The 14,524-nt window shown below is 74.6% G+C and carries 11 protein-coding genes; 5 read left to right on the forward strand and 6 right to left on the reverse strand.

Annotated features, from left to right (window positions below; all coding sequences use genetic code 11):
• Positions 1–6 precede the first annotated feature (6 nt).
• The 5 genes from kdgD (at position 7) to ACFVNO_RS21680 (ending at position 6,235) form a co-directional block, all read left to right on the forward strand.
• Complete coding sequence (kdgD, locus tag ACFVNO_RS21660; RefSeq protein ID WP_255647260.1) at positions 7–912, forward strand: 5-dehydro-4-deoxyglucarate dehydratase; 906 nt, start codon at positions 7–9, stop codon at positions 910–912.
• The gene (locus ACFVNO_RS21665; RefSeq protein ID WP_378895240.1) at positions 913–2,541 is read left to right on the forward strand and encodes an aldehyde dehydrogenase (NADP(+)); all 1,629 of its coding nucleotides are present in this window, start codon (positions 913–915) and stop codon (positions 2,539–2,541) included.
• Positions 2,541–3,866 carry an enolase C-terminal domain-like protein gene (locus tag ACFVNO_RS21670; RefSeq protein WP_378895243.1) on the forward strand — a complete coding sequence of 442 codons (1,326 nt, stop codon included), beginning with the start codon at positions 2,541–2,543 and terminating at the stop codon, positions 3,864–3,866. The genes ACFVNO_RS21665 and ACFVNO_RS21670 overlap by 1 nt, the downstream gene beginning before the upstream one ends.
• 26 nt (positions 3,867–3,892) lie before the next feature.
• Positions 3,893–5,092, forward strand: a complete 1,200-nt coding sequence (locus ACFVNO_RS21675) for a mandelate racemase/muconate lactonizing enzyme family protein (protein WP_355258910.1) — start codon at positions 3,893–3,895, stop codon at positions 5,090–5,092.
• Positions 5,093–5,236: 144 nt separating this feature from the next.
• The gene (locus ACFVNO_RS21680; RefSeq protein WP_378895247.1) at positions 5,237–6,235 is read left to right on the forward strand and encodes a DUF389 domain-containing protein; all 999 of its coding nucleotides are present in this window, start codon (positions 5,237–5,239) and stop codon (positions 6,233–6,235) included.
• Between the two features lie 120 nt (positions 6,236–6,355).
• Here the strand turns inward: ACFVNO_RS21680 and ACFVNO_RS21685 are convergent, their stop codons facing one another.
• The 6 genes from ACFVNO_RS21685 to ACFVNO_RS21710 all read right to left on the reverse strand — a co-directional run bounded on the left by ACFVNO_RS21685 (position 6,356) and on the right by ACFVNO_RS21710 (position 14,377).
• Positions 6,356–8,251, reverse strand: coding sequence for an alkyl/aryl-sulfatase (locus ACFVNO_RS21685; RefSeq protein ID WP_378895250.1), 1,896 nt, complete (start codon positions 8,249–8,251; stop codon positions 6,356–6,358).
• 172 nt (positions 8,252–8,423) lie between these two features.
• Complete coding sequence (locus ACFVNO_RS21690; protein WP_355258901.1) at positions 8,424–9,830, reverse strand: glycosyltransferase family 2 protein; 1,407 nt, start codon at positions 9,828–9,830, stop codon at positions 8,424–8,426.
• Positions 9,827–9,985, reverse strand: a complete 159-nt coding sequence (locus ACFVNO_RS21695) for an LPXTG cell wall anchor domain-containing protein (RefSeq protein ID WP_220561860.1) — start codon at positions 9,983–9,985, stop codon at positions 9,827–9,829. The genes ACFVNO_RS21690 and ACFVNO_RS21695 overlap by 4 nt, the downstream gene beginning before the upstream one ends.
• A 212-nt stretch (positions 9,986–10,197) precedes the next feature.
• Positions 10,198–10,881: a GAP family protein gene (locus tag ACFVNO_RS21700; RefSeq protein WP_378895255.1), complete on the reverse strand. Its 684-nt coding sequence runs from the start codon at positions 10,879–10,881 to the stop codon at positions 10,198–10,200.
• Positions 10,882–10,892: 11 nt separating this feature from the next.
• A complete protein-coding gene (locus ACFVNO_RS21705; RefSeq protein ID WP_378895258.1) occupies positions 10,893–12,644 on the reverse strand; it encodes a SulP family inorganic anion transporter in 1,752 nt (583 codons plus the stop codon).
• Positions 12,641–14,377 carry a SulP family inorganic anion transporter gene (locus tag ACFVNO_RS21710; protein ID WP_378895261.1) on the reverse strand — a complete coding sequence of 579 codons (1,737 nt, stop codon included), beginning with the start codon at positions 14,375–14,377 and terminating at the stop codon, positions 12,641–12,643. The genes ACFVNO_RS21705 and ACFVNO_RS21710 overlap by 4 nt, the downstream gene beginning before the upstream one ends.
• Between the last annotated feature and the right edge of the window lie 147 nt (positions 14,378–14,524).

Raw genomic sequence — 14,524 nt, forward strand, 5'->3', positions numbered from 1 at the left:
AACCCGATGCACCCCGATGACCTGGCACGGAGGCTCTCCCTGGGCCTCCTGTCCTTCCCCGTGACCCACTTCGACGCCGACCTCGCCTTCGACGAGGACCGTTACCGGGAGCACCTGTCCTGGCAGGCCGAGCACGACGTGGCGGGCCTGTTCGCCGCGGGCGGCACCGGCGAGGGCTTCTCCCTCACCCCCGAGGAGATCGACCGCGTGGTGCGCGCCGCGGTCGGCGAGGTCGGCGGGCGCGTGCCCGTGCTCGCCCCGGCGACCGGCGGCACCGCCGCGGCCGCCGCCCAGGCCCGCGCCGCCCAGGAGGCGGGCGCGGACGGCGTCCTGCTGCTGCCGCCCTACCTCACCGAGGCCGGGCAGGAGGGCCTGATCGAGCACGTGAGCGCCGTGTGCCGGGCCACCGACCTGGGCGTGATCGTCTACAGCCGGGCCAACGCCGTGTACACCCACCACACGGTGGCCGCCCTCGCCGAGCGCAACCCCAACCTCATCGGCCTCAAGGACGGCGTCGGGGACATCGAGGCGATGACGCGCACCTACGCCACCGTCGGGGACCGCCTCATCTACATCGGCGGCCTGCCGACCGCCGAGACCTTCGCCCTGCCCCTGACGGAGCTGGGCGTGACCACCTACTCTTCGGCGATGTACAACTTCGTCCCCGGGTTCGCCCTGGAGTTCTTCGCCGCGGTCCGCTCCCGGGACCGGGCGGAGGTCTACCGCAGGCTCAACGAGTTCGTGCTGCCGTACCTGGAGATCCGCGACCGGGGCCGCGGCTACGCCGTCTCCATCGTCAAGGCCGGGCTGGACGCCGTCGGCCGCCACGGCGGGCCGGTCCGCCCGCCGCTGACCGCCCTCGCCGAGGACGAGTGCGCGGAACTCGCCGCCCTGATCCGAAAGGTCTCCTGAATGTCCGAGCACACCGCCTCCGCGACCGCGGCCCTGGACGGCCGCCCCCTCGTGGCGGGGCGGCCCGTGGAGGGGGCCGCCGGCTCCCTGCTCGCGGTCGACCCCGCCACCGGCGAGGAGTTCGGCCCGCCCATCGGGCTGGTGGACGCGGCTCAGATCGAGGAGGCCACCCGGGCCGCGGAGGAGGCGTTCGACGCCTTCCGCTCCCAGACCCCGGCCGAGCGCGCCGCCTTCCTGCGCCGCGCCGCCGACAACATCGACGGGCTGGGCGAGGAGCTGGTGGACCGGGCGGTGCGCGAGACGGGCCTGCCCCGCGCCCGCATCGAGGGCGAGCGCGCCCGCACCACCGGCCAGCTGCGCATGTTCGCCGGCATCGTCGAGCGGGGCGACGCCCTCCAGGCCCGGATCGACCCCGCGCTGCCCGACCGCGCCCCGCTGCCCCGCCCCGACCTGCGCCTCGTGCACATCCCGGTCGGGCCGGTCGCCGTCTTCGGCGCGAGCAACTTCCCGCTGGCCTTCTCCACGGCGGGCGGCGACACCGCGTCGGCGCTGGCCGCGGGCTGCCCCGTGGTGGTCAAGGGGCACAACGCCCACCCCGGCACCGCGCTGCTGGTCGGACGCGCCGTGGCGGACGCCGTCGCCGCCTCCGGGCTGCCGCCGGGCGTGTTCTCCGTGCTGTTCGGCGCGGGGAACGACATCGGCCGGGCCCTGGTGACCGACCCCCGGATCAGGGCCGTGGCCTTCACCGGCTCGCGGGCCGGGGGCCGGGCCCTGATGGACCTCGCCGCCGCCCGGCCCGAGCCCGTCCCCGTGTTCGCCGAGATGTCCTCGGTCAACCCGGTCGTGATCCTCCCCGGCGCCCTCGCCGGCGAGGGCGCGACCGCGCTGGCCGACGCCTACGTCGCCTCCCTCACCCTGGGCTCGGGGCAGTTCTGCACCAACCCCGGGGTGGTGTTCGTCCCCGAGGGCCCGGACGGCGACCGGTTCGTCGACCGCGCCGCGCGGCTCGTGTCCGAGGCGGCCGGGAACACCATGCTCACCGCCGGTATCGCCGCCGCCTTCGACCGGGGCGTGCGGGCGCTGGAGGACCACCCCGGCACCGAGGCCGCCGCCCGGGGCGAGGCCGGACCCGGCCCCAACGCCCCGGCCCCCGCCCTGTTCACCGTGGACGGGGATGCCTTCGCCGCCGACCCCCGCCTCCAGGAGGAGGTGTTCGGCGCCGCGGGCCTGCTGGTCCGCCACTCCTCGGCGCAGGCGCTGGCCGGGACCCTGGAGCGGATGGAGGGCCAGCTCACCGCCACCCTGCACGCCGACGCCGGGGACCCCGGCGACCTGGCCGCGGCGCACGCCCTGCTGCCGGTCCTGGAGCGGCGCGCCGGGCGGCTGCTGTTCGGCGGCTGGCCGACCGGGGTCGAGGTCGCGCACGCCATGGTGCACGGCGGCCCCTACCCCGCCACCTCCGACTCCCGCGGCACCTCCGTGGGCGGCCTCGCCCTGAACCGCTTCCTGCGGCCGGTCTCCTACCAGGGGATGCCCGACGCCCTGCTGCCGCCCGCGCTGCGGGAGGGCGACCCCTGGCGGCTGGACCGGCGGATCGACGGCACGCTGGTGCCGGGAGGACAGGCCTGATGAGCACACCCGTCATCACCTCCGTCGAGGTCGTCCCCGTCGCCGGGCACGACAGCATGCTGCTCAACCTCAGCGGCGCGCACGGCCCCTTCTTCACCCGCAACATCGCGATCCTCACCGACAGCGAGGGGCGCACCGGGCTGGGCGAGGTGCCGGGCGGAGAGGCGATCCGGTCCACGATCGCCGACGCCGCCGACCTCGTCGTCGGCCGCCCCGTGGCCGAGCTCAACCCGCTCCTGCGACGGGTGCAGGACGCCTTCGCCGACCGGGACCGGGGCGGTCGGGGGCGGCAGACCTTCGACCTGCGCACCACCGTGCACGCGGTCACCGCCCTGGAGTCGGCCCTGCTCGACCTGCTGGGGCAGCACCTGGGCGTGCCCGTGTGCGACCTGCTCGGCGAGGGCCGCAGGCGCGACCGGGTGCCCATGCTGGGCTACCTGTTCTACATCGGGGACCGGGCCCTGACACCGCTCCCCTACCTCGCCGAGAAGGAGCCCGCCGACGACTGGGAGCGGCTGCGGCGCGAACCCGCGCTCACGCCGGAGGCCGTGGTGGCGCTGGCCGAGGCCGCCGCGGACCGGTACGGGTTCCGCGACTTCAAGCTCAAGGGCGGGGTGTTCTCCGGGGAGGAGGAGGTGGCCGCCGTCCGGGCACTGGCCGCGCGCTTCCCCGACGCCCGCATCACCCTGGACCCCAACGGCGCCTGGTCGCTGGCCGAGGCGGTCGCCCTCTGCTCGGACCTGCACGGCGTGCTCGCCTACGCCGAGGACCCGTGCGGCGCCGAGGACGGCTACTCCTCCCGCGAGGTGATGGCGGAGTTCCGGCGGGCCACCGGCCTGCCCACGGCCACCAACATGATCGCCACCGACTGGCGGCAGCTGGCGCACAGCGTCCGCACGCACGCGGTGGACATCCCGCTGGCGGACCCGCACTTCTGGACGATGCGCGGCTCGGTGCGGGTGGCCCAGCTGTGCCGGGACTTCGGGCTCACCTGGGGGTCGCACTCCAACAACCACTTCGACATCTCCCTGGCGATGTTCACCCACGTGGGCGCCGCCGCCCCCGGGCCGATCACGGCCCTGGACACGCACTGGATCTGGCAGGACGGACAGGCGCTGACCCGGCGGCCGCCGCGCATCGAGGACGGCGGGATCACCGTCCCGACCGCGCCCGGCCTGGGCGTGGAGCTGGACCGCGACGCCCTGGACGCGGCCCACCGGCTCTACCTGGAGCACGGGCTGGGCGCGCGCGACGACGCCGCAGCGATGCAGTACCTGATCCCCGGATGGGCCTTCGACCCCGACCGCCCGGCCCTGGTCCGCTGACACCGCCCCCTTCCCTTGGAGCCCTCATGAACACCCCCTCACCGTCCGCCGGGACCCCGAGCGCCGCGCCGGAGCGCGGCGGCGCGGCCGACCGGATCGCCTCGGTCTCCCTCTCCCGGGTCGACCTCCCCCTGGCCGCCCCGATCAGCGACGCCAAGGTGCTGACCGGGCGCCAGCGGCCGCTCACCTCGGTGTCGATGCTGTTCGCCGAGATCCGCACCGAGGAGGGGCTGGAGGGGATCGGCTACACCTACTCCAAGCGGGCCGGCGGGCCGGGCCAGTACGCCCACGCCCGCGAGGTGGCGCACGAGCTGGTCGGCGAGGACCCCAGCGACATCCAGCGCCTGTGGACCCGCCTGGTGTGGGCGGGGGCGTCGGTGGGCCGCAGCGGCCTGGCGGTCCAGGCGATCGCCGCCATGGACATCGCGCTGTGGGACCTCAAGGCCAAGCGGGCCGGCCTGCCCCTGGCCAAGCTGCTCGGCGCGCACCGGGACGCCGTGGACTGCTACAACACCTCCGGCGGGTTCCTGTCCTCGCCGCTGGAGGAGGTCGTGGAGAACACCCGGGCCGCCCGGGCGGCGGGCATCGGCGGGATCAAGATCAAGGTCGGGCACCCCGACAGGCGGGTCGACCTGGCCCGGGTGGCCGCGGTCCGCGAGGAGCTCGGCGACTTCCCGCTCATGGTGGACGCCAACCAGCAGTGGAACCGGAGCACGGCGGTGCGCATGGGGCGGCTGCTGGAGGAGTTCGACCTGGTCTGGATCGAGGAGCCGCTGGACGCCTACGACGCCGAGGGTCACGCGGCCCTGGCCCGCGAGCTGGCCACGCCGATCGCCACCGGCGAGATGCTCACCAGCGTGGCCGAGCACGAGGAGCTGCTGCGGGCCGGCGCGGTGGACTTCATGCAGCCGGACGCGCCGCGCGTCGGCGGGATCACCCCCTTCCTGGAGATCATGGCGCGCGGCCGGCGGGCCGGGGTGCGCATGGCCCCGCACTTCGCGATGGAGATCCACCTGCACCTGGCGGCGGCCTACGAGATCGACCCGTGGGTCGAGCACTTCGACTGGCTGGAGCCGCTCTTCGAGGAGCGGCTGGAGATCGCGGACGGGCGCATGCGCGTCCCGGACCGGCCGGGGCTGGGGTTCTCGCTCAGCGAGCGGGCGCGCGAGTGGACCGCGCAGCAGGCGTTCGTGGACGCCGACGGGGTGCGGGACGTGCGGGGCTGACCCCCGCGTCGCCCGGGCGCGGCCCCGCCTCCGGCTCCGGCCGGGCGCGGGGCCGCTCCGTGTGCCCGGCCGCCGTCCGGACCGCCGCGGGCGCCCCCGTCGTGCCTTCGCCGCTCCCGGGACGCGCGTCGCGATACTCGACCCATGCTCAGCGGAATCCTCGAACGCGTCCTGCCCGCCTCGCAACTGCGCAGCCCGGACGACCTGCTGGACGACCTCGACCTGTCCACGGGGGACAGCCGTGCCAAGAGATCGGCGTTCTGGACGATGCTCACGCTGTCCGCGCTCATCGCCGCCGGGGGCGTCCTGACCGACTCCACGGCCACGGTGATCGGCGCGATGATCATCGCGCCGCTGTCCACCCCGATCATGGGGATCGCCCTGGGCATCGTCCGCCGGAGCCGGACCGACTCGGTCCGGACGGTCGTGCTGGGGTGCCTGCTCGTGATCGGTGTCGGCGTGGTGTTCTCCCTGGTCGTGCCCGGGGGCTACGACCTGCTCCAGAACGGCCAGGTCGCCGGGCGGACCTCCCCGGGGCTGCTGGACCTCGTCGCCGCCCTGGCCACCGGGGCGGCCGGGGCGGTGGGCCTGTGCCGCCGCGACGTGGCCGCGGTCCTGCCGGGGGTGGCGATCGCGATCTCCCTGGTCCCGCCCCTGGTCGTGGTGGGCGTGTGCCTGGGGCAGGGCGCGCTGTGGCTGTCGGCGGGGGCCGCGGTGCTGTTCCTGTCCAACCTGCTCGCCCTGGTCTTCGCGGGCATGGTGGTGTTCGCGGCCTCCGGGCACGGCGTCCCCGACGGGGACGGGGCCGCCCGGTCCGGGCGCAGGCCGCGGATCGTCCTGGGCGCGCTGTTCGCGGTCGTGTTCGTCCTGCTGGCCGTCAACACCACCGCCACCGTCCTGATCGCGGTGTGGACGCACCGGGTCGAGGAGGCCGCCGACCGCTGGATCGCGCGGCAGCCGGACGCGTCGGTCACCCGCGTGTACACCGCCTCCCGGACGATGCACGTCGAGGTGCGCGCCCGGGAGGTGCCGCCGGTCGGCTCCCTGCTGGCCGACCTGCGCGGCCGGGTCCCCGACCGGCTCGTGATCGTGGTGGAGACCACGCGCGGCGAGTTCGTCGAGGCCGGCCCGGTCGGACGGTGACCGGGGCCGGCGCGACGCGGCGGCCGGGGGCGTACGAACGCCCCCGGCCGCCGGACCGCTCCGTCGGCGGGGTGCGGGTCCCGGGCGCCCGCGGGGGGCGCCGGCCCGGCCCGCCTCCCCTCAGGGGGTGACGATCGGGAAGTCGGGGCGCGCCTCGTCCAGGACGGCCGTCAGCCGCCGGAGCACGCCGGCGTCCCCCTCGTGCTCGATCCCGTCCAGGTCGCCCGTGGACAGCAGCTCGAGCAGTTCCGGCTTGGACAGGGTCAGCGTCAGGTCGGCGCCGCCGCCCTTGGGGTCGGGGTAGTGGATGAGCACCCCGTTGGACAGCAGCGCCCGGTACCGCTCGCCGCTGTCGGTCATGTGCAGGTCCAGCGACAGCTTCTCCTTCCAGGCGCGCGGCCCGTCGACGCGGATCCCCACCGAGTCGAGGATCTGGGTGACACTGAGCGCCGACTCCATGCTCTCGGCCAGGGCGATGGCCGTGGGCGGCACCCCCTCGCGCAGCTCCTGCGCGCCGACCAGGAAGAAGTTGCGCCAGGTGGCGCACTCGGCCCCGTGGCCGAGCCGGGTCAGCACCTCGGCCAGCAGGTCTTTCGCCCCGGCGTGGTCGGGGTCGGCGAAGACGGCGTGCGAGGCCAGCTCGGCGGCGAACCTGAGGTCGTCCTCGTCGGCGAAGGAGCGGGCCCGGTCCACGAGGGCGTCGACCCCGCCCATGGCCTTGGCGTAGCGTTCCCCCTGGGCCTGGGGCGGGTGCTGCCACAGGTGGGCGGGGTTGCCGTCGAACCAGCCCATGTAGCGCTGGTAGACGGCCTTGATGTTGTGCGAGACGGAGCCGTAGTAGCCGCGGGTGCTCCACGCCCGCTCCAGGCCGGGCGGGAGCGGCAGCTCCTCGGCGATCTCGATGCCCGTCGACCCCTTGTTCATCATCCGGAGCGTCTGGTCGTGCAGGTAGGCGTACATGTCGCGCTGCTCGGTGAGGAACCCGCGGATGTCCTCGGTGCCCCAGGTCGGCCAGTGGTGGGAGGCGAACACGACGTCGGAGTCGTCGGCGAACAGCTCGATGGTCTCGTTGAGGTAGCGCGACCACATGCGGGCGTCGCGGACCTGGGCGCCGCGCAGGGTGAGCAGGTTGTGCAGGGTGTGGCAGGCGTTCTCGGCGGTGCACAGGGCGCGGCGCTCGGGGAGGTGGAAGTTCATCTCCGCGGGGGCCTCGGTGCCCGGGGTCATCTGGAAGACGAACCGGACCCCGTCCAGGGTCTCCTCCTGGCCGGTGCGGGTGATCTCCAGGGTCGGCGGGATCAGCCCCACCTTCCCCTGGGAGGTGCCCGGGCCCAGGCCCACCCCCACGAACCCCTCGGGGCCGTGGTCGAGCGCGAAGGCGGTGAAGTACATGCCGCGCCGGATCATGGCGGTGCCGGCGTAGACGTTCTCCGAGACCGCGTGCTCCATGAAGTGCTCCGGGGCCACGATCGGCACCCTGCCGGAGGCGACGTCGGCCTCGTCCACGACCCCGGCCACGCCGCCGAAGTGGTCCAGGTGCGGGTGGGTGTAGACGACCGCGGTGACGGGGCGGTCGCCGCGGTGCTCGCGGTACAGCTTCAGCCCCGCGGCGGCGACCTCCTCCGAGACCAGCGGGTCGATGACGACCACCCCGGTGTCGCCCTCGATGAGGGTCATGTTGGACAGGTCCATGCCGCGGATCTGGTAGACGCCCTCGACGACCTCGAACAGGCCGTTGATCGCCGTCAGCCTGCTCTGCCGCCACAGGTGCGGGTGGACGGTCGGCGGCGCGGTCTCGGCGCCGTCGAGGAGGAAGGAGAAGTCGCGCACGTCCCAGACGGTCCTGCCGTCCTCACCGGTGATGTGCTGTGGGCCGGGGGCGATGAACCCGCGGCCGGCGTTGTCGAAGTCCGCGGTGTCGTCCGGGGAGGGCTCCGCGGAGGCGGTGTGGTCGTCCCCCGCCCTGGTCCGCGGAACGCCTGCGGTCCTGCTCCCGGTCTCGGTGGCACGCGCCATGGACCCCTCCTGAAGATGCGCTGTTCGGTCCGGGGCAACCCCCGAACCGTGAAAGTTCCGGGTCGGATCTACCCGTCCCGCGCCCGGATCAGGGCCAAGGGGCGGTCAACGTCTCTTTTGCCGGGGCGGCGCGGAGGGCGGCGCCCGGGTCCGGGGGCCGCCCTCCGGCGCCTCACCGCGCCGCGGCCTCCGACGGCAGGGAGACCTCGACCCGGTCGCGGGTCCCCCAGTCGGCGATGCGCCCGCAGGTGAGCATCGCGTACAGGTACAGGGGCCTCAGGAGGACGAGCCTCCACAGCGTGGCCACCGGTGCCAGCAGGAACAGCAGGAACCTCTGGAGCACCGTCTCGTCCGAGCGCACGATGGTGAAGATCCGCAGCGTCATCAGGTAGCCGACGGCCGTCCCGATCACCAGCGCGGCCACGGCGATGTCCCCCGCCTGCGCCCGCAGCCCCGGGTGGGCCAGGATCAGCAGGGGGATCGCGTACCCCAGGAACAGGTGGAGGTACTCCAGCACCGTCACCCAGAACACGACGCCCCGCACCGGCATGTAGCGCAGCCACCACAGGTGCCGGACGGTCGTGCCGCGCATCCAGCGCAGCTGCTGGCCGAAGTAGTGCCCGGCGCGCTCGGGCACCAGGGTGAAGACCAGCGACGAGGGCTGGTGGACCGTGTCGCCTTCGAGCAGCGCGTAGAAGGTGAGCATGGAGTCGTCGTTCATCTGCATCGGACGGCCCATGAAGGTCTCGTTCTCGTAGACCCCGGCCCGGTCGCGGACCAGGTGGGCCCGGTAGAAGGCCAGCGTCCCCGAGTTGATCGTGACCCGGCGCAGGACCGACTGAGCGCTGCGCAGCCCCCGGGTGAACGGCAGGTACAGCAGGCCGGTCATCCGGGTCAGCAGGTTGGTGCTCCGGTTGAGGACGATGACGTGCCCGGCGACCGACTGCACCTTCGGGTCGGCGAAGGGCGCGAGCCCCTCCCGCACGGCGTGCCGGTCCATGACCGAGTCGCTGTCGAGCGTCACGAAGACGTCCGCGTCGTCCTGGGCGAGGACGTGCATCTGGGCGTAGCGCTTGCCCCGGTTCGGGGTGCGGTCCCAGGTCGCCTCCACCCCCGCGGCGGCCGCCCGCTCCAGGAACCGGTCCCGGATGTCGGCGTAGTCGACCGCCTCCCCGGTGTCGGGGTCGGCGGAGCCGTCGTCGACGACCCGGACCCGGTCCACCGGGCGGCTCTGCTCCAGGACCGAGCGCAGGCACATCTCCAGCACCCGGGGGTCCTCGTTGTAGACCGGGATCTGCACGGTGACGAACAGGCGGTCGAGTTCGGCCGCCTGCTCGCCGGTGGCCCGCATCGGGCGCTCGAACCAGGCCAGCGGGACCCACCACAGCAGGGCGAAGCACGCGAGCCACACCAGCCCCAGACTGGTCTCGGATCCCATCCCGTGGCGGACCGTCACCACGAGGTGCGCCGCACCCCAGGCGAAGAATCCGCTCAGGGCCAGCGCCGCGAGCGCGGCGGCCATTCCGGGGCGCACGCAGCGCGCGGTCGGAAGCTCCTCGGGGCCGTGTTCCGTCGTCACTCGGTCGGACCCCGGTCCGGACGGAACGAGAACCTGATGAAGAGCGCTCCGACGAGCGTCAGCACCAGCCCGATGGCGATGAGCCACAGGTGTCCCGTGGCGAGGCCCGTGGCCGCCAGTGTGGCTCCCGACCCCGTTGCCGATCCGTAGGGCATGGCCCTCCCTTTCATGCTTTCCCGATGGAACGGCTCCCACTGTTCCATCCCCCTTTACGGGGTTTCGGTCCGGCGGTGAAAGTTTCACGCCAAGAGAACCCAAGGAAAACGCAAATTCGAAGGGACGAAAAGGGCAGGGGGATCCTTCGAAGAAATGCCGGATATCCGCACATGAGGAAGGAGGGTCCGGCGGGGCGTCGAGGACGGGGTGTTCAGGAGAGCAGCGCCTCCAGCCCCTTGGCGGCGAAGACGCCGCCGAAGACGAACAGCACCGTCATGGTGACGGTGTCGTTGTTGGCGATCAGCCAGGTGCGCGCCCGCTCCAACGCCCGGCGCCCGCGCTCCCCGGAAACGGCGGCCGCGGCCACCGGCACGAGCAGGCCGAGGCTGCCCAGCACGGCGAAGACCAGCGCGGCCGCCGGTGTCCCACCGGCCCCCGGGCCGAACGCCGCGATGGCCGCGCCGCCGCCGGCCGCCATCGCCAGGCTCTTGGGGTTGGCCCCGGCCAGCAGCGCCGCCAGCCCCACGACCCTGCCGGCGCCCATGGAGTCGATGGCGGTCAGCCAGGCGGGCGGCGCGGGGTCGGCCCCCTCGGGCCGTTTCATGTGGTCCCTCAGGTTCTTGACCGCGACCAGCAGCAACAGCAGGCCCAGCAGCAGCTGCACCCAGCCGACCCACGCCGGGGAGTCCCCGGCGGCGGTGGTGTCCCCGGCTCCGGCGATGAGCGCCACCGCGGTGGAGACGACGAAGACGACGCCCGCCCAGGTGAGGACGAAGACCAGGGCCTTGCCCCGGCCGCCCGGGGCCATGAGCAGCAGGATCACGGCCACGATCGGCAGCGGGGCGGCGATCAGCCCCAGCGCGAACGGCAGGACCTGCGCGAGTGCGTTGAGCACGGTTCCTCCGGTCAGTCGTCGGATGCGGGAGCGCGTTCGGTTCCGGTCCCCGGTTTCCGGGGCGGTCGCGCGCCCAGTGCGTCCACGCCCGAGCGCACCGACCAGAACACGCGGTCCCGGCCGATGTCGTCGAGCAGCCCGGTCCGCCGCAGCAGTTCCCGGACCGGCCCCTTCACCCGGGCCAGGGACAGCTCCACCCCCTCCGCCGCCAGTTCGGCCCGCAGGTCGCGGAGCATGTCCACCGCGGTGGCGTCCATGTGAGTGACGGCCTCCATGTTGACCATGAACCAGCGGACCTCCTCCCCCTCCGCACGGGACTCCGCCACCAGCCGCCGGACCCGGGAGGCGAAGTAGGGGGCGTTGGGGAAGAACAGCGGGGCGTCGAACCGGTAGACGATCAGCCCCTCGTGGGTGAGCGCGCCGGTGGTCGTGACGTCGCGGTAACCGTCGATGTCCTCGGAGGTGCCCAGGACCGCGTCGTGCGGGCGCACCGCCCGGTAGACGAAGACGCCGACGGACACCAGGACCGCGATCCCCACCCCGGTGAGCACCCCCCACAGCAGGACGGCGAGCAGGGTGACCGCCGCGAGCGCCGCCTCCACCGGGGAGACGCGGCGCAGCTCCCCGAACCCGCGCAGGTCGATCAGCCCCGCGCAGGCCACGATGATGACCACCGCGAGCGCGGCCTTGGGCAGCGGCTCCACCAGCGGCATCGCGAACACGGCGACGGCCGCCACCACGACCCCGGCCGTCACCCCCACCAGCTGCGAGGAGCCCCCGACGGAGACGTTGAGCGCGGTGCGGGACGCACTGGAGCCGACCGGGAACGCCTGGGTGAACCCGGCGGCGATGTTGGCGGCGCCCAGCCCGGCCAGCTCGCGGTTCGCGCTCACCGTGTACCCGAACGTGCGGGCGTAGCCGCGGGTCAGCGCCGCCCCGTCGGCGAACCCCACCATGGCCAGGCCCAGGGCGGGCGCCAGCAGGACGGACAGGTCGTCCCGGCCCACGTCCGGGAGGCGCGGCGCGGGGAGCCCGGCGGCCACCTCGCCCACCACGGCCACCCCGCGGCCGGCCAGGTCGCCCAGGGCCGACACGGCGATCGCGGCGGCGACCACGACCAGGGCGCCCGGGACGGCCGGGACGAACCGGCGCAGGACCAGGGCCAGGGCCAGCAGGGCGGCGCTCAGGACCAGGGTGGGCACGTGCGTGTCCCCCAGCCCCGCGGCCACCTCCCACAGGACCGGGAAGAACCCCCGGGCCTCGGTCGGTATCCCGAACAGCTTGCCCAGCTGCACGGCGGCGATGAGCAGGGCGGTGCCGTTGACGAAGCCCAGCAGCACCGGCCGGGACAGGAAGTCGGCCATGAAGCCCAGCCGCAGCAGCGCGGCCGCCAGGTACACCGTGCCCACGAGCAGGGCCAGCGCGGCCGCGAGCGCCGCGTAGCGCAGCGCGTCCCCTCCGGCGAGCGGGGCGACGATCCCCAGGGTGAGCGCGGCCAGCACCCCCTCGGGTCCGACCACCAGGTGGCGGGAGGAGCCGAACAGGGTGTAGGCGAGCAGCGGCAGCAGGGTGGCGTACACCCCGGCCACCGGGGAGAGCCCCGCGAGCTCGCCCATGGCCAGCCCCGCCGGGACGGCGACCGCCGCCACCGACACCCCCGCGAACACGTCCCGGGCCGCGCCCGCCCGGGTCCACCCCCGGACGGGCCGCACACCCGGCGGCGGGGACGGGGGCCGCGGCAGGAACCGGCGGCGCCCGCTCACGATCCCTCACCCGGGTCGGCACCGCCGCGGATGCGGGCGCGGGCGGCCCGCACCGCCTCCTCCACCGACGGGTACAGCACCTCGGGGTGGTGCAGCAGGTCACGGACCTGGCCCAGGTCGCGGGCGAGGAACAGGTCGGCCCCGTGTCCGGACAGCCCGTCGGCGAGCCGGTCGAGCATGCGCGCGGCGGTGGCGTCCACAAAGGGCACCGCGCGCATGTCCAGGACCACCGCCCGCACGTCCCGCGGGCGGGCCGCGTCCACGAGCCGGTCGTGCACGTACTCGGAGTTGGCGAAGTACAGGCCGCTCTCCACCCGCAGTACAGCCACCCGGTCCTCGGGGGCCGCGGCGGGGTCGCGCGCCCGGTCCACCCACCGGGGGGAGGCGCCCCCGGGCCCGGTGACCCTGCCCAGTTCGGCCAGGTGGGGGCGGGAGGAGCGGCGCAGCAGGAGCAGCAGCGAGATGCCCACGCCGACCAGCAGGCCCTGGAGGGTGCCCAGCAGCAGCACGCCGAGCAGGGCGGCGACGGCGCCCAGGAAGTCGGTCCGGGCGGCCAGGCCGTAGACGGCGGTCAGCGCCGGGGTGGCGAGCCGGTACAGCTCCCGCAGCGCGGCCGCGTCCACCAGTTCCAGGACGGCGGAGACCACCACGGCGGCCAGCACCGCCTCGGGCAGCTTCTCGAACAGGCCGGTGAGGAACAGCAGGGTGAGGACCGTGAGCAGTGCGGCGGTCAGCCCGGACACCTGGGAGCGGGCCCCGGCCGCGCCGTTGACGGCGGTCTTGGACAGGCTGCCGTTGACCACCATGCCCGAGCACAGCCCCGAGGCCAGGTTGGCGCCGCCCAGGCCGAGGAGTTCGCGGTCGGGGTCGATGCGGTCCCCCGACTTGGCGGCGTAGGTGCGGGCCGCCCCGAGCCCCTCGGCGAACCCCACCAGGGCGATGCCCGCCGCGCCCGCGACCAGGGCCCCGTACTGCGACAGCGCCAGGTCCGGCGGCCCCACCGGCGGGAGCCCGCCGGGCAGCGGGCCCACGATGTCCAGGCCGTGGCGGTCCAGGCCGAAGACCCAGGTGGCGCCCACGGCCAGGATCACCACCACCAGGGAGGCGGGGACCACCGGAAGGAAGCGCTTGAGCAGCAGCAGCGCGGCCAGGGCGGACAGGCCCACGGCCAGGGTGAGCGGGTCGGTGTCCCCCAGGCCCGAGAGGAACCCCCACAGCCTGCCGAAGAACTCGCCCTCGCCGCCCTCCGTCCCGGTGAGCTTGGGCAGCTGGCCGACGATGATGGTCAGCGCCAGGCCGATCACGAACCCCTTGAGGACGGGCTCGGAGATGAAGGAGGCCACGAACCCCAGGCGCAGCAGGCCCGCGACCAGCGCGATCACACCGGTGACCAGGGCCAGTGCCGCGGTGATGGCCACCGCGTCCCCGCCACCGCCGACCGCCGCGGCCACCACGGACGCGGACAGCAGGGCCGTGGAGGACATCGGCCCGACCACCAGCTGGCGGGAGGACCCCAGCAGGGCGTACAGGACCAGGGCGACGGGGGCGGCGTACAGGCCGACGATCGGCGGGACCCCGGCGATGGTGGCGTAGGCGATGGACTCCGGGACCAGGACCGCCCACACGGTGAGCCCCGCGACCACGTCGCCGCGCAGCCATGCCCGCCGGTACCCCCGGAAGCCCGGCGGAACCCAACGCCGGCGGTCCCCGGGAGCCGTCCCGGTGGAATCCATACCCTCACCCTTCGTCGTCCCGCCCCGGGCCCGTGCCGGCCCGCCGCGCGCGGGCGGCGGGGCGGTCGTGCCGGGGCTCTGCCGTCGGCGGTGGGGGGCGGGCGCACGCGCCGCGACGGGCTCGGATCCCGACGCGGCGGCAGGGTC

The organism is Nocardiopsis sp. NPDC057823 (genome assembly GCF_042797335.1).
Taxonomy (GTDB): Bacteria; Actinomycetota; Actinomycetes; order Streptosporangiales; family Streptosporangiaceae; genus Nocardiopsis; species Nocardiopsis changdeensis.